Origin of the sequence: Limnobacter sp. MED105, from assembly GCF_000170915.1 — a bacterium.
Classification (GTDB): Bacteria; Pseudomonadota; Gammaproteobacteria; order Burkholderiales; family Burkholderiaceae_B; genus Limnobacter.
Window position 1 is genome coordinate 34,298 of sequence record NZ_ABCT01000012.1, and the last position, 16,413, is coordinate 50,710.

Annotated in this window: 15 protein-coding genes; 8 read left to right on the plus strand and 7 right to left on the minus strand. The window is 53.7% G+C overall.

Annotation, left to right across the window (positions count from 1 at the left end; all coding sequences use genetic code 11):
• The first annotated feature begins 5 nt into the window (after positions 1 to 5).
• From modA to LMED105_RS11300, 6 genes are all read left to right on the plus strand, one after another.
• Positions 6 to 770, plus strand: coding sequence for a molybdate ABC transporter substrate-binding protein (modA, locus tag LMED105_RS11275; protein ID WP_008251305.1), 765 nt, complete (start codon positions 6 to 8; stop codon positions 768 to 770).
• Positions 767 to 1,435, plus strand: a complete 669-nt coding sequence (gene modB, locus LMED105_RS11280; protein WP_232222747.1) for a molybdate ABC transporter permease subunit — start codon at positions 767 to 769, stop codon at positions 1,433 to 1,435. The genes modA and modB overlap by 4 nt, the downstream gene beginning before the upstream one ends.
• Positions 1,432 to 2,577, plus strand: a complete 1,146-nt coding sequence (locus tag LMED105_RS11285; RefSeq protein WP_008251317.1) for an ABC transporter ATP-binding protein — start codon at positions 1,432 to 1,434, stop codon at positions 2,575 to 2,577. The genes modB and LMED105_RS11285 overlap by 4 nt, the downstream gene beginning before the upstream one ends.
• 121 nt (positions 2,578 to 2,698) lie before the next feature.
• A complete protein-coding gene (locus tag LMED105_RS11290) occupies positions 2,699 to 5,296 on the plus strand; it encodes a DUF6351 family protein (protein WP_008251320.1) in 2,598 nt (865 codons plus the stop codon).
• Between the two features lie 40 nt (positions 5,297 to 5,336).
• Complete coding sequence (locus LMED105_RS11295; protein WP_008251321.1) at positions 5,337 to 6,977, plus strand: ATP-binding protein; 1,641 nt, start codon at positions 5,337 to 5,339, stop codon at positions 6,975 to 6,977.
• A 42-nt stretch (positions 6,978 to 7,019) separates the two neighbouring features.
• Positions 7,020 to 7,874 (plus strand): MurR/RpiR family transcriptional regulator, encoded by an 855-nt coding sequence (locus LMED105_RS11300; protein WP_008251322.1) that lies wholly within the window; start codon positions 7,020 to 7,022, stop codon positions 7,872 to 7,874.
• Here the strand turns inward: LMED105_RS11300 and LMED105_RS11305 are convergent.
• The 6 genes from LMED105_RS11305 to LMED105_RS11330 form a co-directional block, all read right to left on the minus strand.
• Positions 7,862 to 8,758, minus strand: coding sequence for an SMP-30/gluconolactonase/LRE family protein (locus LMED105_RS11305; RefSeq protein WP_008251323.1), 897 nt, complete (start codon positions 8,756 to 8,758; stop codon positions 7,862 to 7,864). The genes LMED105_RS11300 and LMED105_RS11305 overlap by 13 nt on opposite strands.
• A complete protein-coding gene (locus LMED105_RS11310) occupies positions 8,755 to 10,302 on the minus strand; it encodes a hypothetical protein (protein ID WP_008251324.1) in 1,548 nt (515 codons plus the stop codon). The genes LMED105_RS11305 and LMED105_RS11310 overlap by 4 nt, the downstream gene beginning before the upstream one ends.
• A 102-nt stretch (positions 10,303 to 10,404) precedes the next feature.
• Positions 10,405 to 10,818 (minus strand): biopolymer transporter ExbD, encoded by a 414-nt coding sequence (locus tag LMED105_RS11315; RefSeq protein WP_008251325.1) that lies wholly within the window; start codon positions 10,816 to 10,818, stop codon positions 10,405 to 10,407.
• 3 nt (positions 10,819 to 10,821) lie between these two features.
• Positions 10,822 to 11,541, minus strand: coding sequence for a MotA/TolQ/ExbB proton channel family protein (locus LMED105_RS11320; protein WP_008251326.1), 720 nt, complete (start codon positions 11,539 to 11,541; stop codon positions 10,822 to 10,824).
• A 30-nt stretch (positions 11,542 to 11,571) separates the two neighbouring features.
• Entirely contained in the window at positions 11,572 to 12,282 is a 711-nt protein-coding gene (locus LMED105_RS11325) for an energy transducer TonB (protein WP_008251327.1), read from the minus strand.
• A gap of 114 nt (positions 12,283 to 12,396) precedes the next feature.
• Complete coding sequence (locus LMED105_RS11330) at positions 12,397 to 14,592, minus strand: TonB-dependent siderophore receptor (RefSeq protein WP_008251328.1); 2,196 nt, start codon at positions 14,590 to 14,592, stop codon at positions 12,397 to 12,399.
• Between the two features lie 303 nt (positions 14,593 to 14,895).
• Between LMED105_RS11330 and bfr the strand changes: the two genes are divergently transcribed.
• Both bfr and LMED105_RS11340 read left to right on the plus strand, forming a co-directional pair.
• A complete protein-coding gene (gene bfr, locus LMED105_RS11335; protein WP_008251329.1) occupies positions 14,896 to 15,372 on the plus strand; it encodes a bacterioferritin in 477 nt (158 codons plus the stop codon).
• 99 nt (positions 15,373 to 15,471) lie between these two features.
• A complete protein-coding gene (locus LMED105_RS11340) occupies positions 15,472 to 15,672 on the plus strand; it encodes a bacterioferritin-associated ferredoxin (protein WP_008251330.1) in 201 nt (66 codons plus the stop codon).
• 33 nt (positions 15,673 to 15,705) lie between these two features.
• On the opposite strand, the gene LMED105_RS11345 is transcribed toward LMED105_RS11340, so the two are convergent.
• Complete coding sequence (locus LMED105_RS11345; RefSeq protein ID WP_008251331.1) at positions 15,706 to 16,392, minus strand: hypothetical protein; 687 nt, start codon at positions 16,390 to 16,392, stop codon at positions 15,706 to 15,708.
• Between the last annotated feature and the right edge of the window lie 21 nt (positions 16,393 to 16,413).

Below are 16,413 nucleotides of genomic sequence, written 5' to 3' on the forward strand. Positions count from 1 at the left end.
CCACTGTGTTGAAAATATTGGCCTGTTTCATTTGGTTCACTTGCCTGGGCACCGCCCATGCAGGCAGTGCCACCGTGGCGGCGGCGGCCACTTTGCGCCATGCGCTGGATGAAATTTCACCTCAATTTACCAAAGCCACAGGGCACACCTTGAAGGTGGCTTATGGTTCGTCGGGTAACTTTTACAGTCAAATCAAACAGGGTGCACCGTTCGATGTGTTCCTGTCGGCCGACATGGTTTTTCCTCAAAAACTGGTCGACGAAAAACTGGCTGTAGCGCCTGCATTGCCCTATGCCGAAGGGCGTTTGGTCTTGTTGTTGCCGCGGAAAAGCCGCTTGAAACCCGATGGTACTTTGGCCGATTTGGCCGCAGCTTTGAAGGACGGTCGCCTGAGCAAGCTGGCCATTGCCAACCCCACGGTGGCGCCGTATGGCACCCGCGCGCAAGAAGCGCTGATGCATGCTGATTTGTGGGCCGGCGTGAAGCCAAGATTGGTGATTGGAGAAAACGTGGGCCAGGCCACGCAGTTTGTGGCTTCAGGTGCGGCGCAGGCCGGGCTTGTGGCCTTGTCGCTGGCGCTTGCGCCTGACTTGGCTGCACGTACCCAATATGCCTTGGTGCCCCGTGAATGGCACCAACCTTTGGTTCAAGGCATGGTGTTGATTCAACCCGAGAATCCGGCTGCAAAAGCATTGGCCGACTATCTAAAAACCGAGACCGCGCGGGCAGTATTGAAAAAGTATGGCTATGACGAGGTGCGTGGGCGATGATGGACTGGTCCGCTTTTGCCTTGTCCATGCAGCTTGCCTTTAGCACCTTGGCTGTTTTGCTGCCATTGGGTTTGCTGGCGGGTCGCTGGTTGGCGCGCACCTCGTTCAAAGGCCGAACATGGATTGAGGCTGCCATTTTATTGCCCCTCGTGCTGCCACCCACAGTCATGGGCTATTACCTGCTGGTTGCGCTGGGTGGTGCGTCGCCAGTTGGGCAATGGCTGCAAAGCAGCTTCGGCATTTCACTCACATTTAATTTCACCGGTTTGTTGCTGGCTTCAGTCGTGTTCAATATTCCATTTATGTTGCAACCCATTCAGCGCGCATTTGAATCCATTCCCCACAACTTGAACGAGGCAGCACAGGTGAGTGGTTTAAGTACCTGGGCCATTTTCACCAAGGTGGAATTGCCCTTGGCCTGGCCTGGAGTTTTGTCGGCCATGGTACTGACCTTTGTTCATACCTTGGGCGAGTTTGGCGTGGTGCTGATGATTGGTGGCAGCATTCCCGGTGAAACCCGAACCCTGGCCATTTCAATTTATGACAGCGTACAAAGTTTCGACTTGGACGCAGCCAACACCATGTCGCTGGCCCTGTTGATGTTCTCGCTGGTGGCGGTGGCCACTTCGCTGTGGTTGTCGGGTCGAAGAAGGCGCAAGCCATGACCAGCGCATTGTTTGTTGATATCGAGCAGCAAAAACCGATGCCACTGCGTGCAGGTTTTTCTTGCGAGGCTGGGCAGCTACTGGCCTTGGTGGGGCCTTCCGGGGCAGGGAAGTCGTCTATTCTGCGTGTGCTGGCAGGCTTGATGAAACCTGCAACTGGCCGCATTGAAGTGGGCGGGCAGGTTTGGCTTGATACCGCGAAAGGAATTTTTCAAACACCGCAGCAGCGTCGGGTGGGTTTGGTGTTTCAAAACTATGCCCTGATGCCGCACCTGAGCGCCGCCGCCAATGTGGCACTGGCCTTGCAGCACTTGCCCAAAGGCGATCAGATCATCGAGGCGGTGCAGTGGCTCAAGCGCGTGCGATTGACTGCAGACGAAGCCATGCGAAAACCAGCTCAATTGTCGGGTGGTCAACAGCAACGCGTGGCCCTGGCCCGTGCACTGGCCCGTCAACCTCATTTGTTGTTGCTGGATGAGCCCTTTTCTGCGGTCGATCAAATGAATCGCGAGGGCCTGTACCGTTTGCTGGCTGAACTGCGGGCCGATCTGAATATCCCGATTGTGCTGGTCACCCACGATCTGAATGAAGCCCGCATGTTGTGCGACAAACTGGTGGTGCTGGACCAGGGGCAGGTGCTGCAGGAGGGCCCAGCCTTTGATGTACACCGCAGACCTCGCAACTCCAGGGTGGCCGACTTTGTGGGCATTCAAAACCGGTTTCATGGAGCCTGGCTTGGGCCTGGCCAAGAGGCCGGCGTGGGGCATTTGCTTTGGACCCGCGCGCTGGATACCCAGCAAGCAACTGCCTCCAACGGCTTTCAGCTACGGGTGAGAGACAAAGGAAAAATTCCGCCCGGTTTTCCGGTGAACTGGGTGGTGCATGCCGATGGCTTGACTTTGAAGCCTGCCGCCTACAATTTGCAGCGCGACGGTTTTGTGGTGTTGCCTGTGCATGTAGAAGCGCACCGCGATTTGGGTGAGCTCAGCCTGATTGATTTGACCATGGATGTTGCACCGTTCGAGACGCTGAAAATGGCGGTGCCCGGGGCGCAGCGTTTGGGGCTGAAAAAAGGCGAACCCTGTGTGATCGAAATGGACTTGGCATTAATACACATCATGCCGAAAAAACACCGACAGTAATAAATGGCAAGAGTGCTTAAGTAAAGTACGAAATAAAGTAAGTAACTGATTTACAAGGTGAATCTGAAAGTGTTGGCTTGAAGTATGAAGGTTTGGAGACAATTCAAACTTACAAAAAAATATGAGCAAAACACTTCAAACCGCGCTTGCGCTCAGCACGCTTGCGCTTCTCGCCGGGTGCCTGGGTGGCAACGATTCCAGCTCAGTGGCTGGGGGCGATGGCCCCACCGTAACCAACCCCAATGAAGAAACCCCGGTCGATCTGGAGCCGGGTGATGGCATTCGGGTTTTATCAAATCGCGCCGACTTGATCAGCGACGGCAACGCCCTGATTGAGATTACTGCCGAAGACCCCACTAACCTGCAGAACGTGAAGGTGATGCTGGGCACAGTGGATGTCAGTGACCAGTTTGCGCTACGCGACAATGGCCGTTACATGGGGCGCATTCAAGGCTTGGCCTTGGGTGAAAACCGCATCATGGCGGTGTTGAAAAACACAGGTCGAATTGTGACCACGATCACGAATCACCCCAACGGTGGGCCCGTATTCTCTGGGCCGCAAGTACAACCTTGGACTTGCACCAACGAGGGTTTCATAGATGCCCAGTGCAATCAGCCGGCAGTTTTTAGTTTTTCATACCTGCCCGCCAACAAGCTGCAACACGTGCTGACCAATTCGAACTTTCAGGAACAGGAATTTGCGCCCACCTTCCTGCCTTACGATCCAGAAAACCCACCGCCTGCCGGTGAAATTGCCATGACCACCACCGACAATGGTGTGACTGTGCCTTTCATCATCCGTACGGAACGGGGTGTGCAGAACCGTGATCGCTATCAAATTCGCACCCTGTTCAATCCCTCTGAAGACTGGCAGCCCTGGAAACCCCAGGCACAGTGGAATGGCAAGGTGCTGATTCACCATGGCGGCAATGTGGGCGTAACCTACGGCCCGGGCAACCCGCCCAACGGCGACATTTCGGGCACAGCACCGGATGGTGCCGAGTTTTTGCTGGGCGACAGCATTACTGTGGCCTTGGGTCGCGGCTTTATTGCCACGTCTACAGCCTTGGCCAATTTGGGCCACAACGTAAACCTGGTGACGGCTGCAGAATCGCTGATGATGGTGAAAGAACGCATTGTTGAACAGTACGGCGAAATCCGCTACACCATGGGCACCGGTTGCTCGGGTGGCGCCATTGCCCAGCAACACATTGCCAATGCTTACCCCGGTATTTATCAGGGCATTATTGTGCAGTGTTCATACCCGGATGTATGGACCACGGCCTCACAGTTTGCCGATTACAACTTGTTGAATTCCTACTTTGGCAATCGCTATCCCGGCGTGAATGAAGCTGAAAATGCCAATCAGTTTCCCAACTTCAACCCCAACTTTTTGCCCTACGTGCAGTGGAGTGCAGTGTACGGTCACTTGCCGGTGAACCCTGTGTTGTCGGACAACGCGTTTTTCCCCAAGGCCTATCCGTTCGCAGACAACTGCCGTGGCCTGAATGGGGCCGCTACGCCTTATGACCCAGTGAACAATCCGGGCGGGCTGCGCTGTGGCTTGATCGACTACATGAGCACCCAGTTTGGTTTTAGAACACCCGATGTATGGAGTGCCAACGAAAAGAAAATTGGCCGAGGTTTTGGCGGTATTCCGCTGGACAATGTGGGCGTGCAATATGGCCTGGGCGCGCTTCAGCAAGGCACCATCACTGCGGATCAGTTTCTGGATTTGAACCGCAATATCGGTGGTTTTGATGTCGACATTCAGCGTGTGGCCACGCGCACCGTGGCAGATCCCCTGGCTTTGACCAACTCCTATAAAACAGGTGCGGTCAACACGGCAGAGCATTTAAGCAACATCCCGATTATTGACTTGCGTGGTCCCGACCCCGGTATTGCGCACGATGCATTTCACAGCTGGCAGATGCGCGCCCGCTTGAATGCCACACAGGGGCATTTCGACAACCATGTGATTTGGTTCGGGCAATTGGTACTTGCGGGCGACTCTACCTACAGTACGGAAGCCTTGCTGGTGATGGACCGTTGGCTAAGCCAGATCGAGGCGGATGACAGCAACAAGCCTTTGCCAGAAAAAGTAGTGGCCAACAAGCCAGCGTCTGCACGTGACAAATGCCTGTCTGCACAAAGCATTTATGCCGATGACGGCCCCTTCGTACCGCTGACTGGCAATTTGTTTTACCCGGAGCCAATTTTGCCAATGGCCAATTCAAGCAGTATTCCAAAGCCACCACCTGAAGCAGGTCAAATATTTGACCAGTTGAGCAATCAAGTGTGTGGCCTGGATTTCTCGGCCGTGGATTCCACAGGCATGTCAGCCCAGTTGACTGGCCCGATTGCTGAATTGCAACACGTGCTGGTGCAAACCCGCTTTGGCACACCCCGCACCGTGGCGGGCGACGACATTCGCACACTTACCAACAAGTGTGTGTTAAAGCCGGTTGACCCTGCAGACTACGCCGGTGTGGTGTCGATTACCGATGCTGCGGCTTTCGTGGCACAGGTGAAGGAAATTTTCCCGCAGGGCGTGTGCGATTACAGCAAGCCCGGCGTGGGCACGCAATCCACACAGACCTGGCTGCGCTACGGCACTGCCACCGAGAAGTTGATTGGGGGAACACCGTTGCCAGCCAAGCCAGCCAATTCAAGGCAGGGTTGGGCAGCACCCGCTTTTAGGAGTGTTAATTCACAGTAATTAATCATTTATCAATTGAACGAATAGAGGGGGCTTTGCCATGGTAATGCCCCCTTCTTTTTTTTCCCGATCGGGCACACTGGGTCTATTCAATCCAGTGAATCCGCTCCCCTTGAACTCTGAAAAAATAACTCCCGACGTGTTGGAGCACAGCCCCGTTGGCTTGATGCAGATTGATCATGCCGGGCGAATTCTTTCCCTGAATTCGTATTGCGCTGAAATTTTCGGTTACTCGGTGGTCGAGTTGCTGGATCAGCCTTTTGAAATGCTGTTGCCACCAGAGTTGAGAAACGGGCATTCCAGCCTGTTTCAGGAATTCATGCAGTCGTCCACGGGGCGGATGATGGGGCAGGGTACCGGGCAGAAATATTTTCCCGCCCATCACAAAGCTGGGCATGAAATTTCTGTACAAATTGGCTTGAACGTTAATCGCGAAGCCGAAACACCGATTGTCATTCTTGCGATAGTGGATGTGACCGACAAGGCCAAGCTGCTGAATGAACTGAAGCATGGCAATGAGCGTTTGCGTCACAAAACCAAAGAACTGATGCAAGTGGTGCGGCAGCAGAATCACTTTTTGAATGTGGTCAGCCACGAACTGCGCACCCCCTTGAACAATTCACTTGAGATGCTGAACCAGTTGTCGGCCACTCGACTGGACGAGGATCAAGCGGAGTTGTTTCAAGACCTGGACAAAGCCAATATTGATGTAACCCGCAGCGTAAAAATGTTGATGGATTACGCCGACAGCATGTTGGGCGAGCTTCAGCTGGACGAAGAAGCGTTTGATTTGCGCGCCCTTTGGCTGGACCGCTTGCGGTTGGTGCAACGCGCGCATCCCGGGCAAATTCACCTGCTGGACATTCATGAGGAATTCGATTTTGACCCTTTGGTGTTGGGTGACAAAGTGCGCATTGGTCGCATGATGCACGGTTTGATCGACAATGCCATGAAGTTTTCAGATGCCCACCAAATCAAAGTGCACATTGCATTCAAGGCCGAGCCGATCGCGGAACTTTATTTCGAGGTCAGCGATGATGGAATTGGCATGGCCGATTCACTGATCCAGTCGATCGGTCAACCGTTTGCCAACCAATCCGTGCGCCGCAACCGCGGGGGCGGTGGTATGGGGGTGGGTTTTTATCTCACCCACAAGTACCTTGAAATGATGCATGGGCAGTTTGCATTGAAAAGCCGACAGGGCGAAGGCACTTGCAGCAGCATTCAGCTGCCGCTTAACTTGCTGGGCAGGGCCAGTGCGCAGGCTGTGTCGGCCGACCGGGCCGAAGGCGAATTGCCTTTGAGTAATCTGAAGCTTTTACTGGTGGAGGACGACCCCACCGTGGCGAAGATTAATGCCATTCGACTTCGCAAGCTGGGCGCCCATGTGGTGGTGGCTGGGAACGGTCAAGTGGCCGTTGAAATGCTTCAGGACAAAAGCGTGGACATTGCCGCAATCCTGATGGATTTACACATGCCGGTCATGGATGGGTTCAGTGCCACACGCCATATTCGCGACATGGTGGAGTATGTAAAAATTCCAATTGTGGCGGTGACCGCTGGTTCGCGTTTGGCTGAATATGCACGCGCCATGGCGGCGGGTATTGATGCCTTTTATTCCAAACCTTTTGAGCCCAACGTGCTGGTTCAATACTTCAAGGCGCGTGGTGTGATTCGCTAGTACAATGTAATTTTATTACTTCGGGTTTGCCCCGGCGTGTGCATGAATTTACTTGACCGAATCCGCATGGAGCTGGAGCAGTTTTCCGGTGCCGAACAGGCCGTGGCCCAGCTGGTATTAAAAGATCCCAGTGGTTTCCAGAAAATGCCTGTGACTGAACTGGCCAAACGCGCAGGTGTCAGCAGTCCGTCGGTGGTGCGGTTTTGCCGATCGCTGGGTTACGAGGGGCTGAGTGATTTCAAATTGAAACTGGCCGCCAGTTTGAATGCAGGGGTACCGTTCATTCACCAATCGGTGAAAGCAGGTGACAGTGGTGAAACCCTGATTCAAAAAGTACTGGATAACGCCATTCACACACTGCGCACTTTCCGCAATACAGCCCCGGCCAAACCCATCGACAAAGCCACGCAGTTGCTTGCAAAAACAATTGAAAAAAAAGGTCGGCTTGTTTTCTATGGGGTGGGCAATTCGGGGTTTGTGGCGCTGGATGCAGAGCACAAGTTTTTCCGCATGGGTTGTACAGCGCATGCTTACTCCGATGGGCATTTGCAGATCATGGCTGCATCCATGTTGAACAAAGCCGATTGCCTCATCATTATTTCAAATTCAGGCCGCAGTCAGGATTTACTCGACGCCACGCAAATTGCCCGCGCAGCGGGTGCAAGTACCATTGCCATCACAGCGTCGGGTTCGCCTTTGGCCCAAGCGGTACAGGTGCATATTCCTGCAGATCATGGTGAATACTACGAGCAGTACAGCCCCATGGTGTCGCGCTTGTTGCACCTTTGTGTTGTGGATGTGCTGGCTACGCAAGTGGCGATGCGGCTGGGCGATTCAGTTCAGAAAAACATGGCGCGCTTGAAGAAAAACCTGATCGACAGCCGTTACACCAAGTGATGCGGGTTGGCGAAGTTTTCCGCCAAACCAGTGAAGTCAGTTTTGCAGGCAATCAGGCTGGTGTTTTCAAAACCCGGTTTGTTCGGAAACTTCTCATCGGCTTGTGCCGAGCACACCAGCAACACATTGCCTTGCGTACCGCCAAAGCAAGGCATGGTGGGTTTGGCCAAAGGCAATTCAATGCTTTCAACGAACTCGCCGCGTTCGCTGAAACGGTCAAGCCGATAGCCCTCCAGGATGGCAACCCAGTAGCTGCCATCGGATGAAAAACAGGCACCATCGGGCCGTGCAGTTCCTTCGGAATACTGTTTGATCAATTGCCGGTTACTGAACTCCCCAGTCTCGACCGAGTAATCAAATCGCCAAATGCATTTGTGCCGCGTGTCGCTGAGAAACACCGAGTCGCCTTTTGGAGAAAACGCGAGGCCATTGCCCACAATCAAATCGTTTATTTTTAGCTCGGCCTTTCCCGACTCAATGCGATACAGTGCGGCGGTGGCGGGGCTGCGGGCATCGACCAAGGTTGAAATCCAGATTCGGCCGTTTGTATCTGCGCGGCCATCGTTGAAGCGGTGCTTGCCTGAATCGAAAGGCGCATGCAGCTTCAGGGTGCAGCTGTTGCCCTCGATCAGCCAGCCGCCTTGCCTGCCCAGTGCCACCCAGGTGTTCGCCTTCGCAGTGGGCAGCACGCAGCCTATTTCATCGGGCAATTGCAAGGCGCTTGGTTGCGCTGAATCGTCCAAAGTTGTGTTCAATACATCGCTTTGATCCAGGCGATACAACATGCGCTTGTTGATGTCCACCCAAGCCCAGCCACCGTGTGCATACCGTGGGCTTTCGGCCAGGCTACAGGCAGGCAGTGGCAAGGCGTGCCATTTCATCATGAGGCGGAATTTTTCAGGAAATGGTTGATCAGGTGCGCGGTCACCGGGTTCTCTGCAGGGGTATGGCCAGGTGGCACGCTGTGTTCCAGTTGCTCGGCTATGCCTTTGCCCAATTCAACGCCCCATTGGTCGAAGGGATTGATATTTTGCATGGCGGCGAGCGCAGCAGTGCGGTGTTCCCACATGCACAACAGTGCGCCAAGCGAGTAGGGCGTCAGCGAATCGAGAAACACCATTTGAACAGGCCGGTGACCCGGGCAAGATTTGTAATTACTGGCGGTGTTGTTGAGCTCTTCGGGTGAGTTTAAACGCCCCACCGAGAAAGCCTCAGACTGCGCCAAGGCATGCGAGAGCAGCACCTGGTGCGACTTGACTTCATCATGGTCGGGTTGCACCACTGCGATCAACTCAACTGAGCTTGCAATTTTGCTTTGGTGCAGCATCTGGAAAAAAGCATGTTGCCCATTGGTACCCACATCGCCCCACAGAATCGGGCAGGCGGGTTTGTCGAGCAACTCGCCCTGGTTGTTCACGCCTTTGCCCAGTGATTCCATCCACAGTTGTTGAAGGTAGGGTACCAGCTGACCCAAGCGTGAATCGTAGGGGCTCAGCATCAGCGAGGCCGCGCCGTGTTCCAGGTTGTACAGGTCGCTCAGCGCCAGCAGCGTTGGAATACATTGACTGGCTTTGCTTTGCAACACATGACTATCCATCAAGGCAGCGCCTTCAAGCAGTTCATTGAACACCGGGTTGCCGTGCACCATGCGCACGCCAATCGAGACTGGGCCCCACAGGGAATAACGCCCGCCCACAGTTTCGCTGAACTCAAATACCCGGTCAGCGGCCACGCCCAACTCAATCGCTTTGTTGGGTTTGCAGGTGGCGGCCACCAGTGCTTTGGGGCGGTACTCAGGCCCTGCGGCATCGAGCCATTTGAAAATATGCTGTGCGTTGTGCAGGGTTTCGCGTGTTGAAAATGATTTGCTGGCAATGACCACCAAAGTGGTTTTCGGGTTCAGTGCAGCCAACGCAGCTTTCATTTCATGAAAGTCCACATTGGCGACAAACCGAATATTCAATGCCGGTGCTTCACCCAAATCCAGTTTGCTGAACACGTCATTCAGTAGACGGGGGCCTAGGTCAGAACCACCAATGCCCAAATGCAATACGCTGTCGTAGCGTTTGCCGTCGGGAGTGGTGTAGCGGCCCGAGCGCACCTGTTCAACGAAGGCTTCCATCTGGTGTTGCACTTGCCTGGTCAGTGCCAGTTCATCCCGACCATTGACCACCAGCGAAACTGGTGCAGGGTAGGCCTGCTGGTTGCAGGCTGCTCTCAGGGCCCAATGACCGGCTGGCCGGTGTTCTGTGCTGTTGACCACCTCGCCGCTGAACATGCGGTGAATGAATGTGGACAAATGCTGATGTGCCTGGGATTTTTCAAAGTTCAGCACATGGCTGGCGTTGTATAGCTGTCGATCCAGATTGATATGGATTGGACCAACACTGCGGGAAAGATAACCTGGGTTCAAGGCAGATGTGTTCATGAATAGGCCAATAAGAAAATAAAAAAGGCGCTGAAAACAAGCTTCAGCGCCCAGTTTCGCATGACTTCAAGAAAGTATGTTTACTCTGCCTCCAAATTTGGATCAGGGTGTGCTTTGCGGCTCTGTCATGAAGCCAAGTTTTTCAACGCCGGCGCGTTGAGCAGCGGCCATCACCTGAATCACCTTCTCGTACTCCACGGCTTTGTCGCCCTGAATACGCAACTCGGGTTGTTTTTCCTGTTGCGCCACAGCTTGTAAACGAAGTTCCAGGTTCTCAAAAGTCAGTGACTCGTCATTCCACATCAGGCTGCCATCGCGCTGTACCGTCAACGTGACCACATCGGGTTTTACCTCAGTGGGTTGTTGGCTAGCTTGCGGCAAGTCTACTTTCACCGAATGCGTAATCACTGGCACGGTGATAATGAAAATAATCAGCAGCACCAACATGACGTCCACCAGGGGTGTCATGTTGATTTCACTCATTTCCTGCTGATCGTCGTAAGAATTGAACGACATGGCTTACGCCTCCTTTTTCAAGGGCATGGTGCGCACAGCCGAATCTTTCTGCATGGGTGAGCCGGTCAGGAAATAGGCATGCAACTGGCGCGCAAAGCGGTTTAACTTGCTCAGCAAGCCCTTGTTGGCGCGGGTCAGTGCGTTGTAACCCAGCACAGCCGGAATGGCCACAGCCAAACCAAATGCCGTCATGATCAGCGCCTCGCCCACAGGGCCAGCCACTTTGTCGATACTGGCCTGACCGGAAACACCAATGCCCACCAGCGCATGGTAAATGCCCCACACCGTACCGAACAGGCCAACAAACGGGGCCGTAGAACCGACAGAAGCCAAAATGGAAAGGCCGGATTGCAGTTTCTCGGCGGCTTCATCCATGGCACCACGAAGTGCTTCACTTAGCCAGTCGGCCAGGCTGATTTGCCCGTGCAGGTCGTCCTTGTTGGTGCTGTGGTGATTGACCGCAGCCTGGCCTTCAATCGCCATATGGTGAAACGGGTTGCCGGTGTCTTTGCCTAGCACCTGCAAGCCTTCAGCAAAGCTGTGGGTGTGCCAGAACTTGTCGACCGCCCCCACATTTTTACGCAGGCGATAAAGGCGAATGCTGCGAGTGATGATGACGTACCAGGACGCAATCGACATGATCAACAGCAGCAGTGCCACGCTTTTGATGACCCAGTCACCTTGCGCCCACATGGCGGCTATACCGTAAGGATTGTTTTCCATTTCAATAAACCTCGCTTAAATTCAATGTTCTCAGTTATTCAATACGAAAGAAACCGGTTGCACATACCAAAACGGAATTGGTTTGTCGCCACGTTTGGCGGGCACGTACTTCCAGGTTTTCACAGCCTGAAGGGCTGCGTTGTCCAGCCGCGGAAAGCCGCTTGACCGGTTTAATTTGATTTCACCCACGCTGCCATCGGGAAGAATGTACACGTCCAGCATCACCCGTCCCTGTTCGCCCAGTCTGCGCGACAAGGCAGGGTATTGGGGGGCGGGGTTGTTCAGGTGTGCGGCATCTGTACGTGGTGGTGTGACAGGTGCCGGAGCCTCGGGCGCCGGCGCTGCCTGTTGAACAGGTGGGGCTGGCGGTGTGGGCGCTGCTGGGGCAGCTTGCGGCACGGGCTCCGGTGCCACTTCACGCACGGGCTCAGGCTTGGCGACAGGCTTGGGCGTGGGCTTTGGCTCGGGCTTGGGCACTGGTTTGGGTTCAGGCTTGGGCGGCGGTGGCACAGGCTTGGGAGGTGGCGGTGCAGGTTCAGGCTCAGGCGCTACCAATACACCCACCACGCTGGGTGGCGTAATCACGGGGTCACTTACGCTGAGTTGTTGTGCGGCCCAAACCAAACCCAGCACGTGCAACAGCACCACACCCGTGAAGGTGAGGGTGTTGCTGACGGCCTGTGAGTTGTTGCTCATTGGAGCACTCATTGGAACGGACATGGTGTTCAACGTTGTGTTCATTGAGTCAATTGCTTCGATCTTGCTTGCGGACTATTTAATCAGCAAGCAATTTTCATGCACTCCAGTTTTGTGAATGAGAATTAATATCAACAAGAGTGTAGCAGAACTTCACGATTAAAATTCAACCGACAGGCTCACATTGACAGTTCTCGGTGTACTGGTGCCCACACGCACCGCACCAAATGAATCGGTGGTGGTGCCAGCTTGCGCGTAGTTGTACTCTTCATCCGTGATGTTTTTCAGGTTCAGCTGCACTTTCCACCCGTCGGCCTTGTAGTAAGCCAAGGCATCCAGTTGCGCCCAGCCATCGTATTTGGCGCGGTTTTCTGTCGACACAAATGAACCGGTTTGGGCAAACACACCGAGCCCCAGGCCCAAGCCTTTGTATTGGCCGCGCTGCACTTCATACACACCAAACAAATTGCCGGAATGCTCGGGAATGCCGGGCAAGGCATTGCCCTCTTGGCCAGCCAGTGAAGGGTCTACCGCCAGGAGCTGATTGTCCAGGTAGGCGTAGCCTGCAACCACGCGGAATGCATCGTTTACCTTGCCGATTGCTTGAATGTCGAAGCCCAGGGTTTGGGTTTCGCCCAGGTTGGTGGACCACTGTTCACCTGCTGGCAAACCAGATGACGCCGGGTCGGTGACTGCCACATCGGATTTGCGCAAATCAAAAATTGCCGCGGTAATGTCCAGTTGCTTGTTCAGTAACTGTTTTTTGACACCCAATTCATACTGCTCGGTGCGTTCCGGATCGAGAGGGGCACCGCCAATGCCGTTGCCCGTGGCCGGGTTAAAGCCAGTGGCAGTGGTGGGGGTGAAGCCTTTGGCCCAGCTACCGTAGTACGACAATGTGTTGGTGGCTTTGTACACCAGACCAAACCGGGGTGAAATGTCATCGCTGTCTACGTTGGCTTGGCGGTCTTCAAATTGGGTGCTGCGCAAGCCCGCCAGCAAATTCCATTTCTCGCCGATTGAAATGAGGTCTTGAATAACAAAGCCCTGTTGACGGGCACTGCTTCCGCCTTGGGTGAACGGACCCACGACCACTCCGCCGGGCGGAATTCCGCTGTACTGCCCTGTGTTCACGTTGTAAGTGATTTGGGTGCCTGAGGCAGAAATAGTGTTGTTCACAATACGCTCGTAATCACCTTGTAACAGGAATTTGTGACCGATGTTCTGCCCGAACATACTGCCGCCATCCAGTTGCCACTGGTACTTCAGCACCATGCTGTCGCTTTCGCCCTGGCCACCCTGTTGCGACGCTCGAATGGCGACATCACCATTGTCTGCAACCACTTGCATATTGGGGCCAAGTGCTCTCGGGCTAGAGTCAAACAGAGTTTTGTCCACTCGCGTACGAGAATAGTTGGCTGTAATTGACGAGCCATTGTCAAAGAAATGTTCGGCCAGCAAGGCAAACCGGTTGTAGTCGCTTTCGGTGTTTTCATTCCAGCCGGGAATGCCATAAAACTGGGTGCCGTTCAGGCGACCACTGTAGGAATAGCCTGTGGCATTGTTGCCATCGAGCACCTGACCACGGTCCTGGGTGTAGGTGTCGGTGATGTATTCATACTGCGCGGTGACCAGTGTTTGAGGACTCAGCTTCCAGGTCAATGAAGGTGCTACCAGCTGACGATCGCGGAAGGTGAAATCCCGATGACTGCCACTGTCTTCAGATGAGACGATTAGCCGGTAAGCGAAGGTATCGCTCAGCGGCCCTGTGAAATCCGCCTCGACGCGGTAATAGTCGTCGCTACCGGCAATCACTTCGGCAGCACGGTACTCGGTGAATTTTGGTTTCTTGGTGACATAGTTGATGACACCGCCCGGTTCGCCTTGGCCGTACAGAATGGCAGCCGGGCCCTTCAATATGTCGTAACGCTCAATGTTGGCGGTTTCAGTGGTGGCAATGTTGGTGGCATTGAACACGTTGTTGATACGTGCGCCGTCTTTGTAAAGCGATTGGGAGGCATCGAAACCGCGTATTGAAAATTTTTCCTCGCCGCCGTTGCCCTGTTTGAACTTGGTGACCCCGGCCACGTTTCGCAATGCGTCTTCCACATTGTTGACTTGCTGGTCTTCCAGAATATCGATTGGGATGCTGATGGTGGTCAGCGGTGTGCTCATTGGGTCTGCTTCAAAGCCCAAGGCTGTGTTGGTGGTCGGCTCTTTGTAAACGCGTTCAAACCCGGTGACCTGAACTTCTTGAAGTGTGGTTGTTTGATTTTGTTGAGTACTTTGTGACCATGCAGCCGGGTGACAACCTACAGCTGCGCCAATCGCCACGACCAGCGCGCGTTTTTTCATGACAGCAATCCTTTGAGATAAAAGATGCACTGGCTTGCGGCGGCTGGCTGGTGCGGGAGGGTCTTTCCGAGCGAGGAAGGCCTACCGGTGAGGATGCCAACTGTTGCGAAGAAGGAGATTGATCGGTAGACCCACGGCAATCTCACTCGGAAAGATTGAAACGAGAAGTGTTCTCATTATTATTTAGCTTTTTGATTTTGGCAAGTGTTTTTTAAGAGGCCCACCAGAAAAGGGTTTCGGCTGCCTTGGCCCGCGTTGTACACTGTGGCTTGAGTTGATTTTTGAATGCAAGGGAGAAGAACAATGAAGGGTTCGAGCAAAGTGATTGCGGCGTTGAATGCGCAATTGAAGAATGAGTTGACCGCGATTAACCAGTATTTCCTGCATTCGCGAATTTTCGGCAACTGGGGTCTCGATGTGCTGAAGAAAAAGGAATACGAGGAATCTATTGGCGAAATGAAGCATGCCGATTTGCTGATTGAGCGTGTGCTGATGCTGGATGGTTTGCCCAATTTGCAAGATTTGGGTAAGTTGATGATTGGCGAAAACACACGCGAGATTCTGGAAAGCGACTTGAAAATGGAAAGCGCGGCCCAGGTGACGATCAAAGACGGCATCAAAGTTTCTGAAGACGAGCGTGATTATGTTTCTCGCGACATTCTGAAAGAAATTCTGGAAGACACCGAAGAACACATCGATTGGCTGGAAACCCAGCTGAGCTTGATTGACAGGGTAGGTTTACAGAATTACGAGCAATCCATGATGGGTGTTTCAGAGTAAATCGTCTAACATTTTTCAAATTGCGTTGAAAAAATACTTGATTATAGTAATGCGAATCATTATTATTAATTTCAAGTTCAACGCAATTTGAGGCCCACCGTGATCGTCTGCATTTGTGCCAACGTAAGCGACCGTACCATTTCTGAAGCCGTGCGCAGCGGTTGTGGATCTGTAGACGACATCACCATGAAAACCGGTGCATGTTCAGGCTGTGGCCAGTGCCGCATGCACTGTCAAAGTGAAATTGATGCGCACAACACGCTGATTCAGGTTAGCGAAATGAGCCAGCAAACAGTTTAGTAAAGCACTTGGTGGAGCACCTGGCTCCCCTGCCTACAATCCAAATTTCAGTATTCTTGCGGCTGGTCGGCTCACGCTGGAGCCACCCGAGCCTTGTTCAGGGCTGGAGCCTGGTGACTCCGCCAATCTTCTTTTCGCAATATTCCGGGGCAACACAGTGCCTGCGTCGTGGCGACACTTGTCGAAATAATCCAGCCATGGTTGAACCTGAGCATTGGCCAGTGTTTGTCCTCCACATTGTTCTACAAACTCCTGGTCGGTTCGTCTGGCTTTGTAATCGGCCAGGCAGTCCGCCAACATTCCTGTCTGCAGGCCATGAATGGAATGCGGGTTGAATTGGTACTTCAGAAAACCCGGGGTGCTGGAATGGACAATGTCAATTTTCAGGTCGGGCGCATTGTCGCGCGGCATGTGCAACACATGCGCAAAATTCGCGTCGCGTTTCAAATTCAGTCCGCCCAGTGTTTCTGTGTTCGCAAGCTCTACGCGACGAATCGCAGTGTCATTGACAACCAGATCTAGATCATGAGGCATTGGCAATGCACACGTGGCGTTGGGGTGTTCAAGTGCATGAAGGTGCATGCTGGCGCTACCCACCAAAGTGTAGTTACCGCGACCGCCCAGCAGGGTGTCCAGAGCGTGAATCAGTTTGTTTGCATCGATGCCGGGCAGAGCGCTTTCAAGGGCAGTTGTAATGAGGGGGGAAATTGCCTGCAGCATTTGAGATCGATTTGGTGACAG